This is a genomic window from Kitasatospora sp. NPDC022785 (genome assembly GCF_055561295.1).
Genome location: NZ_JBVHHB010000050.1, coordinates 1 through 17,805 on the forward strand (window position 1 = coordinate 1; position 17,805 = coordinate 17,805).

The 17,805-nt window shown below is 69.5% G+C and carries 15 protein-coding genes and 4 pseudogenes; 10 read left to right on the top strand and 9 right to left on the bottom strand.

What is annotated here, in order from left to right:
- Positions 1-373 precede the first annotated feature (373 nt).
- A complete protein-coding gene (locus tag ACZ3YO_RS39225; protein WP_465578999.1) occupies positions 374-745 on the top strand; it encodes a hypothetical protein in 372 nt (123 codons plus the stop codon).
- 16 nt (positions 746-761) lie between these two features.
- Here ACZ3YO_RS39225 and ACZ3YO_RS39230 read toward each other — a convergent pair whose 3' ends face one another.
- The 4 genes and pseudogenes from ACZ3YO_RS39230 to ACZ3YO_RS39245 form a co-directional block, all read right to left on the bottom strand.
- Positions 762-1,613, bottom strand: coding sequence for an IS4 family transposase (locus ACZ3YO_RS39230; RefSeq protein ID WP_465579001.1), 852 nt, complete (start codon positions 1,611-1,613; stop codon positions 762-764).
- Positions 1,614-1,687: 74 nt separating this feature from the next.
- Positions 1,688-1,992, bottom strand: a pseudogene (locus ACZ3YO_RS39235) (transposase domain-containing protein); the annotation flags it as partial.
- A 298-nt stretch (positions 1,993-2,290) separates the two neighbouring features.
- On the bottom strand, positions 2,291-2,689 hold the full coding sequence (locus ACZ3YO_RS39240) for a hypothetical protein (RefSeq protein ID WP_465579003.1): 399 nt from the start codon (positions 2,687-2,689) through the stop codon (positions 2,291-2,293).
- 100 nt (positions 2,690-2,789) lie between these two features.
- A complete protein-coding gene (locus ACZ3YO_RS39245) occupies positions 2,790-3,086 on the bottom strand; it encodes a hypothetical protein (RefSeq protein WP_465579005.1) in 297 nt (98 codons plus the stop codon).
- A gap of 85 nt (positions 3,087-3,171) precedes the next feature.
- Between ACZ3YO_RS39245 and ACZ3YO_RS39250 the strand changes: the two genes are divergently transcribed.
- The 3 genes from ACZ3YO_RS39250 (at position 3,172) to ACZ3YO_RS39260 (ending at position 6,440) form a co-directional block, all read left to right on the top strand.
- Positions 3,172-3,363: a hypothetical protein gene (locus ACZ3YO_RS39250; protein ID WP_465579007.1), complete on the top strand. Its 192-nt coding sequence runs from the start codon at positions 3,172-3,174 to the stop codon at positions 3,361-3,363.
- Between the two features lie 730 nt (positions 3,364-4,093).
- Positions 4,094-5,020, top strand: a complete 927-nt coding sequence (locus ACZ3YO_RS39255; RefSeq protein ID WP_465579010.1) for a hypothetical protein — start codon at positions 4,094-4,096, stop codon at positions 5,018-5,020.
- Between the two features lie 610 nt (positions 5,021-5,630).
- Positions 5,631-6,440, top strand: coding sequence for a S1 family serine peptidase (locus ACZ3YO_RS39260; protein WP_465579012.1), 810 nt, complete (start codon positions 5,631-5,633; stop codon positions 6,438-6,440).
- A gap of 390 nt (positions 6,441-6,830) precedes the next feature.
- Here ACZ3YO_RS39260 and ACZ3YO_RS39265 read toward each other — a convergent pair.
- Both ACZ3YO_RS39265 and ACZ3YO_RS39270 read right to left on the bottom strand, forming a co-directional pair.
- Positions 6,831-7,291: pseudogene (locus tag ACZ3YO_RS39265) on the bottom strand (serine/threonine-protein kinase); the annotation flags it as partial.
- Positions 7,292-7,565: 274 nt separating this feature from the next.
- Positions 7,566-8,084, bottom strand: coding sequence for a winged helix-turn-helix transcriptional regulator (locus ACZ3YO_RS39270; protein ID WP_465579014.1), 519 nt, complete (start codon positions 8,082-8,084; stop codon positions 7,566-7,568).
- A 99-nt stretch (positions 8,085-8,183) separates the two neighbouring features.
- On the opposite strand from ACZ3YO_RS39270, the gene ACZ3YO_RS39275 reads away from it, so the two are divergent.
- Complete coding sequence (locus ACZ3YO_RS39275) at positions 8,184-8,969, top strand: SDR family oxidoreductase (protein ID WP_465579016.1); 786 nt, start codon at positions 8,184-8,186, stop codon at positions 8,967-8,969.
- Positions 8,970-8,994: 25 nt separating this feature from the next.
- Positions 8,995-9,348, top strand: coding sequence for a nuclear transport factor 2-like protein (locus ACZ3YO_RS39280; RefSeq protein ID WP_465579018.1), 354 nt, complete (start codon positions 8,995-8,997; stop codon positions 9,346-9,348).
- Between the two features lie 1,427 nt (positions 9,349-10,775).
- On the opposite strand, the gene ACZ3YO_RS39285 is transcribed toward ACZ3YO_RS39280, so the two are convergent.
- Positions 10,776-11,462: an alpha/beta fold hydrolase gene (locus ACZ3YO_RS39285; RefSeq protein ID WP_465579020.1), complete on the bottom strand. Its 687-nt coding sequence runs from the start codon at positions 11,460-11,462 to the stop codon at positions 10,776-10,778.
- A 296-nt stretch (positions 11,463-11,758) separates the two neighbouring features.
- On the opposite strand from ACZ3YO_RS39285, the pseudogene ACZ3YO_RS39290 reads away from it, so the two are divergent.
- Together ACZ3YO_RS39290 and ACZ3YO_RS39295 are read left to right on the top strand one after the other, a co-directional pair.
- A pseudogene (locus ACZ3YO_RS39290) lies at positions 11,759-12,067 on the top strand (SpoIIE family protein phosphatase); the annotation flags it as partial.
- 130 nt (positions 12,068-12,197) lie between these two features.
- Positions 12,198-12,818 carry a hypothetical protein gene (locus ACZ3YO_RS39295; protein WP_465579022.1) on the top strand — a complete coding sequence of 207 codons (621 nt, stop codon included), beginning with the start codon at positions 12,198-12,200 and terminating at the stop codon, positions 12,816-12,818.
- On the opposite strand, the gene ACZ3YO_RS39300 is transcribed toward ACZ3YO_RS39295, so the two are convergent.
- Positions 12,803-13,243: a hypothetical protein gene (locus ACZ3YO_RS39300; protein ID WP_465579024.1), complete on the bottom strand. Its 441-nt coding sequence runs from the start codon at positions 13,241-13,243 to the stop codon at positions 12,803-12,805. The genes ACZ3YO_RS39295 and ACZ3YO_RS39300 overlap by 16 nt on opposite strands.
- Positions 13,244-13,799: 556 nt before the next feature.
- On the opposite strand from ACZ3YO_RS39300, the gene ACZ3YO_RS39305 reads away from it, so the two are divergent.
- Positions 13,800-13,943: a hypothetical protein gene (locus ACZ3YO_RS39305; protein ID WP_465579026.1), complete on the top strand. Its 144-nt coding sequence runs from the start codon at positions 13,800-13,802 to the stop codon at positions 13,941-13,943.
- A 394-nt stretch (positions 13,944-14,337) separates the two neighbouring features.
- The gene (locus ACZ3YO_RS39310; protein ID WP_465579028.1) at positions 14,338-15,915 is read left to right on the top strand and encodes an ice-binding family protein; all 1,578 of its coding nucleotides are present in this window, start codon (positions 14,338-14,340) and stop codon (positions 15,913-15,915) included.
- Positions 15,916-16,693: 778 nt separating this feature from the next.
- Here ACZ3YO_RS39310 and ACZ3YO_RS39315 read toward each other — a convergent pair.
- Positions 16,694-17,805: pseudogene (locus tag ACZ3YO_RS39315) on the bottom strand (hypothetical protein); the annotation flags it as partial.

Consider the following 17,805-nt stretch of genomic DNA (forward strand, 5'->3'; position numbering starts at 1 on the left):
TCCTTGCGCGCCAGCGACGCGAACACCTCGGTCACGAACTCGCCGAGATGTTCGCGGAGCTTCTCCACCTCACCAAGATCCACAGGCTGCAGCATTCACCGCCGCAACCGCCAAGATCAAATCAACCTAACGAAGTACTACTAGGCGGTCGGCGGGAAAGGCGAGCGGCGAACTGGACCAGTTCGTCGTCGGCTCGGCGTCATTTGGCTGGTAGCGGTCTCCTCAGGACTTCCTTTCTGCTCCTAGGCTCGGCAGTCGCCGACGGGGGCTAAAAGGTCTCCCGTCATGCCACTCAGGAGGACCCGTGAGGTGGAAGTTGCGGCAGCGCGTAGCGCGTGCTGCTGTGGTTGGCGCGATGGCTGCGGGTGGTCTGATGTTCTCGAACGCTCCGTCGGCGATGGCCTACGGTGGCTGGGACACTCAGATCGGCCCTACAGGCTCCGGTTGCTTCGAGTACACGACCTACACCAGCAACATCGTGACACCGCACATCTGGCAGCAGCCGGGAAACTCCATCGGCCACTGCAGCCTGGTGGTCTATCACGTCGGGTACGACAGGTACCACAACGTCCAGTACTCGAACCGGGACGAGGTCTGGACGACCGCGCCCAGCACTGCGGCCGACGGCCCGAGCTGGTACTACGGCCCGTGGAACGGCAGCGGCTGGATGTGTGTCCAGATCTACGCCAGCGACTACTTCGGCGACCCTGGCAGCAACGGCAACTACAGGGAAGTGTGCTCCTAGATGCAATACCGGTGATTTAGGTTGAATTCCGGCAGGTCGGCGCGGTCTTGGTCGGTCGGACGAGGACGACGCCGGGCGGGGCCGGTCGTGACGGGTCGAAGTGCGTCAGGCGTTTGAGCGCCCAGTTGGACATCTTGCGTTTGATGACGCGGGGGTTGGTGCGCAACTGGCCTGGTGGCAGGAGCCGTTCACCGATCTCGCGCAGGCTCTGCAGGACGAGGCTCCTGCCACCCTGGTGGGTCTTGATCTCGTCCAGCGTGGTCTCGATCTCCCACCGCTGGGCGTAGACCGCGGCGAGTTCCACGGCCGGGGCGGCCTGGGGGTCCAGGATGCTGGTGACCAGCCGGTAGACGGTGCCGTCCTTGCCGTGTGGGCCCAGGGTGTACTCGATGACACGGACCTGGATCGGATCGGCGCGCCGGTTCTTGTCCCGGGCCGCGACGATCTCCGACAGGTAAGAGCCGTCGTCGAGTGAGGTCACGACCGGGAACACGGCGTCGCTCCTGGCCCGCCACAACAGGTCGGCACCGCTGCCCGTGGCGGCCCGCCACAGGTCGAACCCGCGAAAGCCCCGGTCGGCCAGCAGCAGCATCCCCGGACTCAGGGACAGGAACAACTGCTGGGCCAGCACGGTCTCGTGGACTGCGAGCGGTGCGACCTCGGCCGCGAACACCGCATGGGTCCCGCACTCGACCAAGGCCACCACCCGCGCCTGCGGATACGCGCTCCTGCCCTGGCCCCGGCAGGTCCCCGGGCGGCCGAAGAACTCCGCGTTCCCCGCCGTGTCGGGCAGGTCGAACGTGGTGCCGTCCACCGCGACCAGCCGCCAACGGTGAAACCACGCACCGGCCGTCTCCTTCGTGGCCACCGGGTGGCAGACCCGGCGAACAGCGCCCGCAGCGGCTCGGGAGCCAGACGGAGCCGGGCCCGGCCGATCGCCGCCGTCGTCGGCACCTTCCAGGCCCCGCGGCCGCCTTCCCGCTCCAGGCCCTGGGTGAGGAGCCGGGCGACCTCCTCGTAGCCCTGCCCGTAGAACAGGCACATCGCCAGGACGAAGTACACGACCACCTGGCCGGCAACAGCCGGTGACGCTGCTCGACCCGACCGCACTCCGCGACCACCCCGTCGGCCAGCTCCGGCGGGAACGCACGGGTCAACACTCCCAGTGTGATCCGATCCGCGAACCGCTCGTCCGCCGACGACTTCACCTGTCCGGGCCTTGGCACAACCCACTCAACGACCAGCACCCATCAAAGTCACCAGTATTGCATCTAGGACGTCGAGGTCGGTGGTCTGGAAGCGGCGCACGCTCTTGCGGTCCAGGCCCAGATGCCGGGCGATGGCGCTGATCGTCCAGCCCTCCCCAGAAGCCGGTGGATGTCCGCGTAGCGGTGACGAGCCCGCTCGACCATCCGAGAGGGTTTGATCTGAACGAATTGCCCATTCTGCGCCGGAGGCGGGCGCGGCCAGCGCCCGGGCGCCGATTGCCGTTACACGGGCCGGCACCCGTGGGCGGTGACGGCCTTGGTGACGGTGCGGGCTAGGTCACCGAAGGCCGACTGCGGGCCCGCCGCTCCCCGCCCGCCGGTCGAACAGCACGGACAGCAGCGCGCCGGACTGGGGAACGACGGCCATGCCGGCGAGGCCCTGCGCGTGCAGGGCCTCGCCCACCGCGCGAACGCGTTCTGGTGCCGGGTCCTGCGGTGCGGCGTTGACGGCTAGGACGGTCACGTCGTGGCCGGGACGAAGTTCCTGTAGGAGAAGCGCTGCCGTCTCCTGCGGCTCGCGGTCGACGGGGATTTCCTTGATGTGGTCGTGGAAGTCGTCGAGGGCCTCCAGCACAGAGGACTGCCCGCTGGTCCAGGTTTCCGCGATGGTCCGCCACCGCTCTCCCCATGCCTGGTCGGCCAGGGGAGCGATGGCTGCGGCGAACTCCTCGGTCAACGCCAGGAGTTCGGCGGGCTCCCGCTCGTCGGGTGCCAGCCTGGCGCGGTTGCGCTGCTGGTTGCGCGGCGCCCACTCAGCGCGGACTCGGGGCCACAGGTCAAGGTGGCGGCTGGCACCTTCGGCGCCGATCTGCTCGAGGAATGCCGCGCGCCAGACATCGAGGGGGACGTAGGTCCTCGGCGGGCGCGGGCATGCCGGTGTGCAAGGCGTCTTCGGCCGACCACCACTCGTCCATGGCCCTGGCGTCCCGGCGCTCGTAGCGCCACACCTCCTCGGCGGTGTCGTCGACCTGGTCGTCGCCGGGCGCAGCGGAGAGCTCGGCGACGGGGCCGTCTTCGGCGCGTCCGGCGGCCAGGCGCTGCTCGGCGTAGTCGGCGAACCGGGCGTCGAGCACGGCCAGGAGCTCGGCGAAGGTATCCCGGGCTGGCTCGGGCCTGGTGCTGATGAAGGCCTCGCAGGTCTGCTCCAGCCAGAGGTGGATGACCGCATTCGTGAAGCTGTCGCGCGCGGCAGCGAAGTCGTGCCCCCACTGCCCGGTGCCGTCGTGGGTGATGGCCGGCAGGAAGTCTTTCGAGCATACGATGAAGGTCTGCGGCTTCCGTGTCGGTGGGCCGCAGGTTCTCCAGGTTTCGGCGGCGGTTGCGTTCCGCCCACTGTCGCGCTGCCTGTGACCCCAGAGTGGGGTGCCGCTCGCGTCCGTCCGCGTCGATGAAGGCCATGAACCGGGCGCGCCACTCGTCCAGGGGCAGCTGATCCTCGGCAGGCGGAAGGTCGCCGCCCCGGTTGTAGTCGAGGTTGTAGTCCATGGCCCAGAATCGGTCGACTCCCTCCTGGCCCCCTCGGTCGTAGACGTCCGCGCCACCGTCGCGCTCGCAGGCGCGCACATAGAGGGAGAAGTTGTCGTCCAGGTAGGCAAGAAGATTCCGCAGGGCGCGTTCATCTGGCTCCACCATGCCGTCAATGCCGTTCTGAAAGTGGCTGAACTCCTCGTAGAGCCACTCCAGGATACGGATCTCGCGGGGCCTCCGGTCGTCGATGAGCTGACCTTGCCAGTACTCACGACTGTAGCGGGAGACAGCGGGGCGGACCGGCTCCCTGTCCCAGCGGCAGTCTGGCGAAGCGGGCCGCCGACCACAGCGGCTACCAGGAGCTGCGCCGCCAGATGCCCGAGGCCGCCGTCGCCCGCCAGGGGTGCGCTCGACGAGGCCACCGCCCCGAGGGAGGCGGTCCTGCGCCGGCACTACAACTGGCTGCGCGGCACGCCGCGCACGCGTGGACCGCGAGGTGTCAGGCGGCCGACCGCCGCCGCTGACCAGGGCCGACGAACACAGGCGCTGAACCAAATGCGCCCTTGTGGCGTCTTCTGCCCCAACACCCATCCCGATCGAGGAGCTCCCCACCGTGGACATCCACCCCGTCACCGCCCTGTTCCCGATGCTCAGCCCCGACGAACTTCTCGACCTCGCCGAGGACATCGAGTCCAACGGCCTGGCCGAGCCTGTCGTCCTGGATGCGGACGGTGTCCTCCTGGACGGCCGCAACCGCCTCGCCGCCTGCGAACTGGCCGACGTCGAACCCAGCTTCACCACCTATCAGGGCGACGACCCGGTCTACCTGATCGTGTCCGCCAACCGCCACCGCCGGAACACCAACCCGGGCCAGCGCGCCATGATCACCGCGATGGCACGCTCACTCTCACAGCACTCCTTCCCCTCTGCCGTCGCCCGCCACGGCATCAACCTCACCCGCCTGTCCATCGCCACCACCGTGCTCGAGCACGCCCCCGACCTCGCCGAACAGGTCCGCGCCGGCACCCTCCCCCTGAACGCCGCCTACACCACCGCCCGCAGACGCAAGGCCGATGCCAAGGCCCTCCTCGCCCAGCACGCACGGCTGCGTCGGCAGGCCCCCGACCTCGTCGAGCAGGTCATCGCCGGTCACCTTGCCCTCGCCGAGGCCACTGCGGCCCTCGACGCCCGGCAAGAGGAGGAACACCTCCGCAGGCGTGTTGAGGAGATCGACGCCATCCGCCTCGCCGATGGCGACACCGAGCCCTCCTTCGCCCGGGCCGCCGAACGCGGCGACACCGACTGGCGCCACGCCCACCAGCGCGCCGAGCAGTACCTCGCCCAGCGTCACGACGCCATCCGCCAGATCCAGCATGGCCTGGCCAGCATCGCCGAAGCCTGGAGCGCAGTCCAGGAGCTCGCTCACCACCCCCGGAGCCCGTACGCCCGGGAGATCCTCAAGGGCCTCACCGGCCCGGCCCGCGCCCTCGCCGACCGTCTCATCGCCCTCGAAACCGCTTGCGCAACAAGCGGGGCCTGACGCCACGCCTCGCCGTCTTCACGGCCAAGGTGGCGATCCGCTTTGGGTGCAGATCTGATGAGGGCGGTGTCGATCAGGCCACAGGTGTGAGCTGGGCCTGGTGGTTGCGGGCGAATTCCTGCTTCTCGTACCAGGTCCAGTAGGTGTCGAGGTCGCCGTTGGTGCGGAGCACGCGGAGTTTGAGGACGGCCTCGGCTCCGGCGAGTCCCCAGCGGGCCCCGGTGATGTCGAGTCGGTCTCTGACCAGGTGGCGGCAGGTTCCTTCGATGACGCCGGTCGCGATGGGCCAGGGGCCTTGTTGCGCAGGTAGCCGACGGCGTCGTCGATGCCCTTGCGGCGGTTCTTCTTCAGCCGGGCGGCGCGGGCTGTCTTCTCCACGACGGTGGCGACCCGTCCGGCGCCGCCGTCGAGGATGGTGCGGGCGTGGCGGGCGACCCAGAGGTATTCGAGGACGTGGATGAGGTCGATGACGATCGTGACGTGCAGCCGCCCGCCACCGAGGCTGGCGGTGCGTCACCGGCCTGCGCGACGGAGCGTCAGCTAGCCTGTCGTGTCACGTGCCACAAGTGGCGTGGCCGACCGGCACGCCACCTTCCCAAGGGGTTCTGTGTTGCTGCGTAGACTCATCGTCTCAGCGGGGGCGGTGCTCGCCCTGGCGTTCGCGAGCACGTCACCGGCCGCCGCGATCGTCGGCGGGAGCGAGGCCGCCCCCGGCTCGGCGCCCTACCAGGTCAGCATCGTGGCGCAAGGCTTGTTCGGCTGGAGTCACGTCTGCGGCGGCTTCCTGCGCGACGCGAACACGGTGATCACCGCCGCCCAGTGCGTCAACGGCAAGGGGGCCGGCTCGCTGCAGGTCAAGTACGACGGCGTGGACCGCACGCGTCTGGCCCAGACGCGTAGTGTCCGCAGTGTCCTCAAGCACTCGGGCTTCAACGCGCTGACGATGGCCAACGACGTCGCGCTCCTGAAGCTCGCCACCGCAGTCTCGGAGAACGGCAGCACGGTCGCGTTCGCCCCGCTCGCCGCCACCGCGCCGACGGCGGGCGACGTGGCCACGGTCACCGGCTGGGGCCGCACCCAGCAGGACAACACCACCCTCCCCACCGGCCTTCGCACCACCCGGGTACCGGTGACCACCACCGCCGGCTGCGAGGCCGCCTACTCCGGGCTTGACCTCAACCTCGGCGGAGACGAGGGCGGCCTCCTGAACGGCCTCGACCCGGTACTCGACACCACGAGCATGTTCTGCGCCGGGCCCGCCGACGGCGGCCAGGGCTTCTGCACCGGCGACAGCGGCGACCCCGCCGTGGTCAACGGCGTCGTGGTCGGCATCGTCTCCTGGTCACGAGGCTGCGCCGCGGCCGGCTCGCCCGGCGTCTACAGCAGCGTCGCCTACTTCCACGACTGGCTCTTCCAGTAGCCCCTCTGCATCACCCCGGCTTGCGCGAGCCCCGACTGGATCCCAGTCGGGGCCCGCTTGCGTGCTGCTCGAACGACATGCTGAGGACGATCCGAGCCTTCCAGCTCAATCCACGGGCTCACTGGTGGAAGCCTTCTACGGCCTACAGAGCCGAACCGGGAACTCACACAGCGCGGCCTCCGGATCCCGCTTGGTCGGGGCGGGGAGCACCAGCGGGCCCAAGTCCTTTGCGGCGCGGGCCTGTACGCACCCCGGGCACTCCAGCCGGTCCGGGCCGGCCTCAACGTCCTGTGCCTCGCCGTCTCCCCGGACGGCAGCCGACTGCTCACCGGCAGCGGCTCCGACTTTCAGCACGACCCCCGGGCGCAGGCGATGCACTCCGGCCGTCGGGCGGCCGAACGGTGCCCGGCCCTCCACGGCCGTGTACAGCGTGGCGCCCAACGACCACAGATCGGTGAGCACGACGGGGCCGCCCTGCTCCAGCAGCACGTCGGCGGGCTTGACGTCCCGGGGGACCACCCCCGCCTCGTGCGCCCGTTCCAGGGCCGCGAGGACCTGCGCCCCGACCCGGGCGGCCTCGCGCGAAGACAGCGGGCTGTCCACGGCGATCGCGTCGGCGAGCGACCGTCCGTCGCCCAGCTCCATGACGATCCAGGGCGGCCGTCCTCTTCCAGCACGTCGTGGACGGTGACGATGCCCGGATGCTTGACGCGGGCCGCCGCCCTCGCCTCCCGCTGCATCCGGGCGTGCAGAACGGTGACCTCCTCCCCCGGCAGGCCTGCGACGCTCACCTCCTTCACCGCCACCTCGCGGTCCAGCACCTGGCCGTGGGCCCGCCACACCGTGCCCATCCCGCCCCTGCCGAGCAGAGCGCCGAGCACGTACCGCCCGCCCGGAAGCCGTGACGCCTGCGGGCCCTCGCTGCCTGAAGCCGGTCCGGGGCCGTCCTGCGTGCTCACTGCGTACCCCTCACCTCGGGCGCGGACGCTGCGGTCGGGATCCCTTCCAGTCTCCCGCCTCCCGGCAAGGGCGACTACCGCCGAGATCGGACACCAGGGAGACCTCCACCCGCGGCGACAGCCCCCTGCCCTCGTCCCGGCCCGGCTCAAGTCTGTCTGAGCAGCCTTACGCCTCTTCCGCGGCGATGGCCTGCCGTGTTGCGTAGCGGTTGCGCATCGCGTCGCTCGCTGCGGGACCTGCGGTGAAGACGTAGGTGCCGCTGTCGTCGAGTCGGCGGCCGGTCTTGGCGTCGACGACGACGGGCTCGACCTCCTCGCCGCTGCGCGCGTCGATGAGGATCATGCTGCGCTCGGCCGGTATGAGACGGGAGTTGCCCCATGCGGCCAGGGCGACGATCACCGGACGCAGGGAGTGCCCGAGTTCGGTGAGGACGTACTCGTGGCGCACGGGGTTGGTCTGGTAGGGCCGGCGCTCCAGGAGTCCGTCCGCGACGAGGGTTTTCAGCCGGGTGGTGAGCATGCTGGAGGAGATGCCCAGGCTCTCCTGGAACTGGTCGAAGCGGGTGTAGCCGTCGAAGGCGTCGTGGAGGATCAGCAGCGTCCACCACTCGCCGACGTGTTCCACCGTCGTGGACAGCGGGCACTCCCGGTCCTCCAGCCTGATCCGGCTTGCCACGGCGACCATCCCCTCAGTTACTGCTAAAGTAGAAGTAAGTAGCTTCTATCCTAGCAGTCGTAGCGGGAGCGGTGCTTTCTGTGCCCGCACCCAGGGACGGAGCACACCGTGACCACATACATCAGCGAATCCCTCGAAGGCCGACGCGCTCTGGTCACCGGCGGCACCAAGGGCACCGGAGCCGCCATCGCCCGACGACTCGCCGAGGCCGGCGCGACCGTGCTGGTCACCGCCCGCACCCGCCCCGACGACGCCGACGAGAAGGCGTTCATCACCGCCGACCTGTCCACCGCCCAGGGCGCGGCCCACGTCGCCGCCGAGGTGGACGCCCGCGTGGGAGGCGTCGACATCCTCGTCAACACCCTCGGCGGTTCCGAGGCACCGGCTGGAGGGTTCGCGGCGCTCGGCGAGGACGACTGGGCCAGGGAGCTGAACACGAACCTGCTGGCCGCCGTCCGCCTGGACCGCGCACTCCTGCCGCACATGATCGCCACGGGCAAGGGCGCGGTCGTGCACGTCACCTCGATCCAGCGCCGCATGCCGCTGTGGAACGGCACCCTGGCCTACGCCGCCGCCAAGGCCGCCCTGACCACCTACAGCAAGGGCCTGGCCAACCAGGTCGCCCCGCACGGCGTCCGCGTCAACACCGTCTCGCCCGGCTTCGTCCAGACCTCGGCCGCCGACCACCTCGTCGCCCGGATCGCCCACGACGCGGACATCACCCAGGAAGCGGCGCTGGGCCGGCTCATGGACTCCCTGGGCGGCATCCCGCTCGGCCGTCCCAACCGGCCCGAGGAGATCGCCGAGCTCGTCGCCTTCCTCGTCTCCGACCGCGCCTCGGCCATCGTCGGCGCCGAACACGTCATCGACGGCGGCACCACCCCCACCGTCTGAACCCGCCACCACCCCAAGGATCGTCATGCACGACAACCAGCCCCGAACCCCGGACGCCCTGCCCGAGGTGATCACCCGCTACCTCAAAGCGCACCGCGCCCACGACACCGCCACCGCGGTCACAGCGTTCACCGGCGAAGCCACAGTGGTCGACGACGGCAACACCTACCAGGGCACCGAGGAGATCGAGGGGTGGCTCGGCCGATCCGCCACCGAATTCACCTACACCATCCACCTCACGAACGCCCAGCAGACCGACGCGACCCACTACATCGCCACCCACCACCTCGAAGGCAACTTCCCCGGCGGCACCATCGATCTGCGCTACCAGTTCACACTCCGCGACGACCTCATCGAACGCCTCGTCATCGAGCCCTGAGTCCGCTCACCTGCTGCCGCCTGCGCGACAAGCCCCGCTCACCTGGACCGCCCGTCCCAGCCGTCGTGCCAAGCCAGCCACTCGGCCACCAGGCCAGCCCTCACATTCGACATCCACCCGCAGATCAGCACGAGCATGAATGAGGAATCAAGGCGAGCAACTCCGGGCCATACCTCAGCACAGGCTGGGGACATTCAGAGAGCGCCATCACCACCGGGGCCCCGGGGTGGCGAGTCGGAGAGAAGAGCCGTTGCGGCGCATGGCGGCCTGGGTCCCGAGAGTGCTCTTCTTCGGTGAAGCCCGTACCCGGGCGTGCGCGCTCCTCTATCGTCAGTCGGCATGGGGGTGGCGGGGGCTGACGGGTCGATACGCGGGGTTCCGTTCACGCGGGTGCCGCCGGTGTTCGAGGACCGCACTCGGGACGCGTGCGTGGTGGTGCCGGACATCATGGGCAGCATCCTTGAGGACACATGTTCGAAGTCCAGCTCAAAGGACTGTGGCAGTACTTCGACCACGCCCAGGAAGTCCAACGCGAGCAGTAGCCGCTGCTCCTCCAGCGATTCGAAGCCGTGGTGCCTCCCCGTGGATACCATGAACTGCAACCCGGGCCGGTGCCCCTGCCGGGCTCGCCAAGTGAATCGCCGCACCGGCCGCGACGACAAAGCCGGCACCGAGGCCATGTCGCGAAGCGGCCACGAAACCTTGCCCGGCCGATCAACCACGACCCAACCCACCGTCGCGGCCAATCGCCACTCAGCGCTAGACACGCCCGAACAGCAGTATCACCCTGGTAGGCAACGAGCAGGTCGTCCAAGCCGCATGCATCGGACCGAACCACGGGATTCGCGGAAATTCCCACTGAACCACAAGGCCACCTGCGAGCCATCCGACGAGCCGGAGTAGCGGAGTTGACCGTTACTCGTCACAGCAAGCGCAACTCCCGGCGACCTGCGCGTAGCCCGAGAAGTAGTGGGCTCCACTGCTACCGGCCATGATGTCGATGTCGTAGTCCTCGCGCCGGATCAGGCCGTCGTCGCCAACGTAGACGCTCTGGACGCCGTTGTGGGTAGCGAGACGGCTCGGCCAGACCATTCATCGAACAGATCCGTCATCCTTCTTCTCTCTTCGGCGGCCGGTCGCCGAATCTGAGGGCCCGGGCGCGGAAATCCTCTCGACCTCGACCGTGATCATCGGGCACAGTGTGACGGCCGACCCACCAGACGCACCCGATTGCGCCGAAGGCGGCTTGTGACACACCATCACAGCAACTGGCACCCGAACTCACGGAAAGCCGCTGATGCCCGATCCCGCTGGAAACGTGGTGCCCGACCGACCCGAAGAAGTCAATGGCGCTGACTTGTGCTGATGGGAACTTGAGAGACGGGGTCAGGCCGCGCAAGGAACATCACGCTGGTTCGGTGACGGCTCTATGCCTCGAGGGTCTTCGCGGCGTCGCGGATGACGTCGAGGACGAAGTCGGGGTGCGAGAGCATAGGCACATGGCTGCTGTCGACGGCATAGGTCTTCGCACCCATGCGCTCGGCGGCGGCCCGCTCCAGGTCCGGGTTCACGGTGCGGTCGTTGTTCGCGACGATGTACCAACTCGGCTTCGCGCGCCAGGCGGTGCCGGGAACCTGCTGGTTGAACAGGTCCGGGACCGGCACGGCGCCCGTCGCAAGGACGAGCTTTTGCTCGGCTGCCGGCAGATCGCCGCAGAAGTCGCCAATGCCCGACTCGAGGAGCCAGATGCGGCCGTCGGCGATGTCGATGTGCTCGAAGACGGGCGTGCGGTCGAACTTGTCCTGCTCGTCCTGCGAGGTCTCGCCCTCGTCGGGGGCGAGCGCGGCGATGTAGACCAGAGCGCCCACGCGGTCGTGGATGCCAGCCTTGGTGATCAGGGTCCCGCCGTAGGAGTGACCGACGAGCACGACCGGGCCGGGCACGTGGTCGATGGCTCGAGTGACGCACGCGACGTCGCCTTCGAGCGAGTCGAGGCCGTGCTGCGAGCTGAAGACCTCGTGCCCTTCGGCCTGGAGCGTCGGGATGAGCCTGCTGAAGCACGACCCGTCGGCCCAGAGTCCGTGGGCGAAGACGATGCTGGCCTTGCTGGCCATGATTTCCTCTTTCGTAGACATCAAGCCGCGACGGTAGAGCTACGTTGAGTATCCAGACTATTACTCTTCGCGGCAGGCCGCGACTGCCGCTCGCCCCGGGCCGTTCGACGGTCCGCCGCCCTGGAGGTGGGCTTCCGGTCTGCGGGTCTGAGCCGCGGTTCCGACCAAGCTGCCATCCCTGGCGTCATGTACGTGCTGCGGACCGGTGCCGCCTGGGGCCGGCCAGTCCGTGCTGTCCGGTGTCGCCTCCGCAGCCGGTCAGGTCGCCGACGTGACCTGCGTCGCGCTGAGCAACTGTACTGGACCGCCCCGGTCGGGCCCCGGTGCTGCTGGAGCTGCCCCCGGGCGCGCCGCTGGGCGTCGGAGGCGTCCCTTTCGAGTCCGCCCGCGTGGAGCTGGCGCCCGGTGACCGGCTGCTCCTGTACACCGACGGCCTGGTGGAGACCCGTGACCAGGCCATCGACACCCGCCTCGATGCCCTCATGAGCCTGCTCCGCGGGCCCAGGCTCCCGCTGGAAGCAACCTGCGACCGTCTGCTGACCGCCCTGCGGCGGGCAGATGACGACGATGACGACGTGGCCCTGCTCATCGCCGAGGTCCACTCGGCGCCGGGTCCAGGCGGATCGGGTCTGCCGCTCCGGTCGCACCGAAGGCGTTCGGCGCGTGATCCGGCGTGGGAGCGGTGGGGAACGCGCCGGTACGGGGCCGCGCGCTGCGGTGGGAGAGCATGCCGTCATGGACATCGAATCGCTTGTACGCACCCGCCGCGCCTTGCACGCGGTCGCGGAGCTGGTCCTGGCCGGACCGCAGTTCCGAACCAGTGGCACGATCAGGCTGCGCGCCTCCCTCGGAGGCTTCGCCACCAGAGCCGAGCCGAACATGCAGGTCGTCGGTGCGGATCTGGTGGCGCCCGGACAGCGCCTCTTCCTGGAACGGACCACCTGCGCCGCGCTGGCGGCTGCGATCGGGGTCACGGTCGGGGCACCCGCGGGGCTCTACCAGGGCGGATCCGGTGTCGGCCCCGAGGACGTGATCGAAGCCGATCCGCAGCCGGCGCACTGGATCGCGCAAGGCTTCGCGGTCGGCGACGCCGCACTGCGCCGGATGTTTCCCGGGGCGGATCCGGTCATCTGGCCCGAGCACTTCGACATCGGCGTGACCGTGGCCGCGGTCAACTACGGGGTCTCCCAGGGCGACGACTTCCAGGCTGAGCCATATGCCTACGTCGGCCCGCACACCCGGCAGCAGGGGAAGTACTGGAACGCGCCGTTCGGCGCGGTGGCCACGGTCCGCGACCTCGGCGGCATGGACGGCGTGCTGGCCTTCTTCGAGCAGGGCCGTCAGCTGGTCGCTTGATCATCACTGACGGCCGCCGCGCCGGCCTCTCCTGGAAATCTCGGCAGTCGGCCGGCAGCTCGATGATCAGAGCGAACGCTGCCATATCGCGCTCCTGAACGCAGGCACAAGGAGATGCCGCAGCGCTCCCGGCGTGCCAGCACCGGCGTCCGCGATCTCCGCGGGAGTGCCGACCGGCAGGTAGGGACCTGAAGGATCCGCTCCGCCGTGAAATACGGGATGCGGCGGCGCATAGCCTGCGCGGCGGCTCGGCGATCGTCGGTCACGGCAACCGTCTGGACCAGGATGTTGCGCTCCACCTCCGAGGTGCGCGGGGTGGCACCGGCCGTGAAGAACGTGACCCGCTCGCCCAACGCCTCGGCGTCGATCAGTCGCAGCGTGCTGCGTGCCGAACCGGCGGCAAGCATGGCGCCGGCGAACGACACGATGTCCCCCTGCCGGGCGGCCGCCCGCAGCACCCGGTCGCCGTTGCCGCCGGGCAGCAGCGGCGGCGACTGGGCCAGCTTGGCGAACCGAGGGAGCGCGGGTCCGCCAGCAGGCCGTGCAGGGTGACGGCGGGCTCGGCCAGGCGTCCGACCCGGGTGTCGGCGGTCCCCCAAGTTTCGAAGATATGTCCCATCGTCATATATGTGGGCGTATGCGAGCCCACTTTGGTATGCAATGCCCGAGTCTGACAGTCGCCGGAACCTGTCCCTCTCCACGGACCTGCACGTTTGACGTCCCCTCAGCGTCCCCGGAGACGGAGGCACCGTTCCCGGGCTGTGCCCTGAACCAGACGTGCGACTTACCCGCCTCCTCGAAAGCGACTCGCACGGACGGCCACCAAGGAGAAGTCCGCCTGTCGAGGCCCCGCCCCCTTGACACTGACCAAATCCGGACTATCCGTCAGGGCGCCAACGACGCCGGGATCAGCACGGCTGCTGGGTCCGCCTCCTCGCCCTGCACGACCAGGACGACTTCACCCGGGCCGAACCGGACACCATGCACGACCGGATCTACCACCTGCCCGCCCGGCTCGCGCACCACGCTCGCCGCCGCTGGCTGAGGATCGAACGCAGCTGGCCCTGGGCCGACGTGTTCGTCCTCGCCTGGCAGCGACTCACCCAGCTTCCGGCCGCCACCTGACGGCCGGTCGCCGCTCGACGGCCAGGAAGGAGAGCCGTCCCGGACCCGTGGAATCCGGCGCCCCCGCAGCGTCATACGATCGCCCGCCTCACCGGCATTGAGGACACTCCGGGCGAACCGCCGAGACGATCACCGAGCCCAAGCCGCTGACGAATCGAGGCCGATCCAGCAAGTCCCGCACTTCCTTCACATCCAGACGGATGAATGGCAATCACTTCACCCGTCGACCGAGAGTATTGCGGGGCTTAGTTCATTCGTATGCGATCGTGATCGGCGAAAGGACACCGCTGATGTAGGTCTGCACGAAAGGAAGCCCATGACGACACGAGACCTCACAAGCGCCGTCCGCAGGATCGCTGGTCGATCCTGGTCGGCGCCATTGGTTCTCACCTGCGTGACCAGCGTCCTGATCGGTGTGGTCGGACCCCTGAGCGCGAACGCGAACGCGAACGCGAGCGCGAGGGTGGTCACGCCGCCCGTCTCCCTGCGTACCGCCGCCGACTTCGCGGTTCTCGCCGCGTCGACCGTCACCAATACCGGCGCCACAGCGATCAACGGCGACCTCGGGCTGAGCCCGGGCACTTCGGTGACCGGGTTTCCTCCCGGGCAGGTGAACGGCACCCAACACGTCGCCGACGCTGCCGCGTTGCAGGCTCAGAACGACCTGACGGCCGCCTACAACGACGCCGCGGCGCGCCCGACCACCGCCACCGTTCCCACGGAACTCGGCGGTACCACCAAGACCCCCGGCGTGTACGACTCCCCGGCGGGCACGTTCGGGATCACCGGAACGCTGACGCTGGACGCCCAGGGCGACCCGAACGCAGTGTTCATCTTCAAGGCCGCGTCCACGCTGACCACGGCATCGGCGAGCAGTGTCAACCTCGTCAACGGTGCGCAGGCATGCAACGTCTTCTGGCAGGTGGGCAGCTCCGCGACACTTGGAACCAGTTCCACGCTGCGGGGAAGCGTTCTGGCGCAGGCGTCGATCACCGTCACGACGGGCGTGACCGTGGACGGTCGGACGCTGGCCCGCACCGCCGCGGTCTCACTGGACACTGACACGATCACCCGCCCGGCCTGTGCCGCATCGCCGCACAACGCCTACGTCGCCAACCTCTTCGACGGCACGGTGTCGGTGATCGACACGGCCACCAACGCCGTCACCGCCACCGCCACCGTCGGCAACGGCCCGCAAGGAGTCGCCGTCACCCCCGACGGGACGCACGCCTACGTCACCGACGAATGGGACGACACGGTGTCGGTGATCGACACGGCCACCAACGCCGTCACCGCCACCGCCACCGTCGGCAGCGGCCCGTTCGGAGTCGCCGTCACCCCGGACGGGACGCACGCCTACGTCACCGACGAATGGGGCGGCACGGTGTCGGTGATCGACACGGCCACCAACGCCGTCACCGCCACCGTCACCGTCGGCAACAGCCCGCATGGAGTCGCCGTCACCCCGGACGGGACGCACGCCTACGTCACCAACGAATGGGACGGCACGGTGTCGGTGATCGACACGGCCACCAACGCCGTCACCGCCACCGCCACCGTCGGCAACAGCCCGCAAGGAGTCGCCGTCACCCCCGACGGGACGCACGCCTACGCCACCAACAGCGGGGATGGCACGGTGTCGGTGATCGACACGGCCACCAACGCCGTCACCGCCACCGCCACCGTCGGCAACGGTCCGCAAGGAGTCGCCGTCACCCCCGACGGGACGCACGCCTACGTCGCCAACCTCTTCGACGGCACGGTGTCGGCGATCGACACCGCCACCAACGCCGTCACCGCCACCGTCACCGTCGGCAACGGCCCGCAAGGAGTCGCCGTCACCCCGGACGGCACGCACGCCTACGTCACCGACGAATGGGATGGCACGGTGTCGGTGATCGACACGGCCACCAACGCCGTCACCGCCACCGTCACCGTCGGCTTCTTCCCGGCCGGAGTCGCCTCCTCGTAGGACAGGTCGCTGTCCGGTGGCGCAGTGCCACAGACGCGGTCAGCGGACCCACGTCGGGAGCTGTACACGCGGGAGTGCCTTCTGCGCTGGGGCAATGAGGCTTGCTTCAAGTGTCGCGTCGGTCCGGCAAGAGGCACGTTGCCGGACCGATCGCGCGCCGATCACAGCCGCGGAGCCGGGTGCGGGCGCTGAGGAGGCGCCCGTGGGCGGCGGCGAGGCGATCGGGGGCGTTGCCTGTGCGGCGGGGAGGGCCGGCGCCCGTGAGGTGGCTGGCCCAGGTGGCCACCACGACCACCTGGGACGTGTGAGGTGTGGTTCTGACTCCGCGGCCGGTGGCGAACTGGCGTCTCGAAGTCAAACGCCGGCTTCCCCGGAGAGCTGATCGGCTGTCATGGGATCGTGTGCGGCCGAGAAGCGGCTTGAGCCGCCACGAGCGCTCGGGGCGGTGAGGTCGCGCGGGCCCGTGACGTCGTTGGGGTGAAAAAGCGGGCGGCACAGGGCGAAGTTGGTGTAGATACAAACATTTGATCACATACTTACACCGCCTGACGAGCGGTGCAGTTCATCCCTCGGCGCCCCCTGGTTGGTGCACTTCTGCGTGTTTGCTTTCAGTTCTTCCGGAGGCTCGAGAATGAACCGTAAGTCTCTTCGCAGGTCGTGGGTTAAGACGGCCACGATGCTCTCGGGAATGGGCGCTCTCGCCCTGGCCGTCAGCCTCTCCTCGCCGTCGGCGGTCGACGCCGGCACGACCGAGAAGTCCGTCGTTGGTTACGTTGACTCAGTGCCCGGCCCGAATGGCGCCCTGAGCGCCGCCTTCACTCCTCGCACCCGAGCGGTGCTCAACGGCGGCGGGGATCCCGGCGATGACGGCGGTGGTCCCTCCGGGGACCGGGCCGCGGATCATGGCGACGGCGGCGAATCTCATGGGCACCACGGGCACCACGGTTCCCAAGGACCGCAGGGGAACCAGGGTCCACAAGGTCCACAGGGAGACCAGGGTCCACAGGGGCCACAGGGAGACCAGGGGGACCAGGGTCCACAGGGCACGCAGGGTTTTCAGGGCGGTACGGGCGCCCAGGGCAACGAAGGCAGCCAGGGGACGCAGGGCAGCCAAGGCGCCCAGGGCACGCAGGGATCGCTCGGCGGAGCCGGCGCACAGGGCAGCCAGGGCAACGCCGGCGCACAGGGCAATCAGGGCGCCACCGGTGCCCAAGGGTCTCAGGGCGGTACCGGAACCCAAGGTACGCAGGGAAACCAGGGCGGCACCGGCAGCCAGGGCAGCCAAGGTGGGGCCGGAGTCCAGGGCACCCAGGGCAGTACCGGAGCCCAGGGCGGGCCGGGCTCCCAGGGCTTGCAGGGCGGCCCTGGGGTGCAGGGCGCCCAGGGTGGAGCCGGCGCGCAGGGCAGTCAGGGCGCCACCGGCGCCCAGGGCGGTGCCGGCGCGCAGGGCAGCCAGGGTACGCAGGGCGACACCGGGACTCAGGGTTTCCAGGGTGGTGCCGGTGTGCAGGGCAGTCAGGGCGGCCCGGGCTCGCAGGGCTTCCAGGGCGGCACCGGCGCCCAGGGCACCCAGGGCAACCAGGGCGGCGCGGGAGCCCAGGGAGCGCAAGGCGGCAACGGTACGCAGGGCTTCCAAGGCGGTACTGGCTCGCAGGGTTTCCAGGGTGGTGCCGGTGCGCAGGGGAGCCAGGGCGACCAGGGCTCGCAGGGGTTCCAGGGCAGTACCGGTACACAGGGGAACCAAGGCAGCCAGGGCGGCACCGGCAGCCAGGGCAGCCAGGGTGGCATCGGTTCGCAGGGTTTCCAGGGGGTGGCGGGTTCGCAGGGTTTCCAGGGCGTGGCGGGTTCGCAGGGGAGTCAGGGTGGTTCGGGGGCCCAGGGCGCGCAGGG

What these genes read in the sequence shown, in the direction of transcription:
- ACZ3YO_RS39225 (WP_465578999.1), top strand. Translation starts at nt 374, where the DNA reads ATGTTCTCGAACGCTCCGTCGGCGATGGCCTACGGTGGCTGGGACACT.
- ACZ3YO_RS39250 (WP_465579007.1), top strand. Translation starts at nt 3,172, where the DNA reads ATGACCGCATTCGTGAAGCTGTCGCGCGCGGCAGCGAAGTCGTGCCCC.
- ACZ3YO_RS39270 (WP_465579014.1), bottom strand. Translation starts at nt 8,084, where the DNA reads ATGGTCGCCGTGGCAAGCCGGATCAGGCTGGAGGACCGGGAGTGCCCG.
- ACZ3YO_RS39280 (WP_465579018.1), top strand. Translation starts at nt 8,995, where the DNA reads ATGCACGACAACCAGCCCCGAACCCCGGACGCCCTGCCCGAGGTGATC.
- ACZ3YO_RS39285 (WP_465579020.1), bottom strand. Translation starts at nt 11,462, where the DNA reads ATGGCCAGCAAGGCCAGCATCGTCTTCGCCCACGGACTCTGGGCCGAC.
- ACZ3YO_RS39295 (WP_465579022.1), top strand. Translation starts at nt 12,198, where the DNA reads ATGGACATCGAATCGCTTGTACGCACCCGCCGCGCCTTGCACGCGGTC.
- ACZ3YO_RS39305 (WP_465579026.1), top strand. Translation starts at nt 13,800, where the DNA reads ATGCACGACCGGATCTACCACCTGCCCGCCCGGCTCGCGCACCACGCT.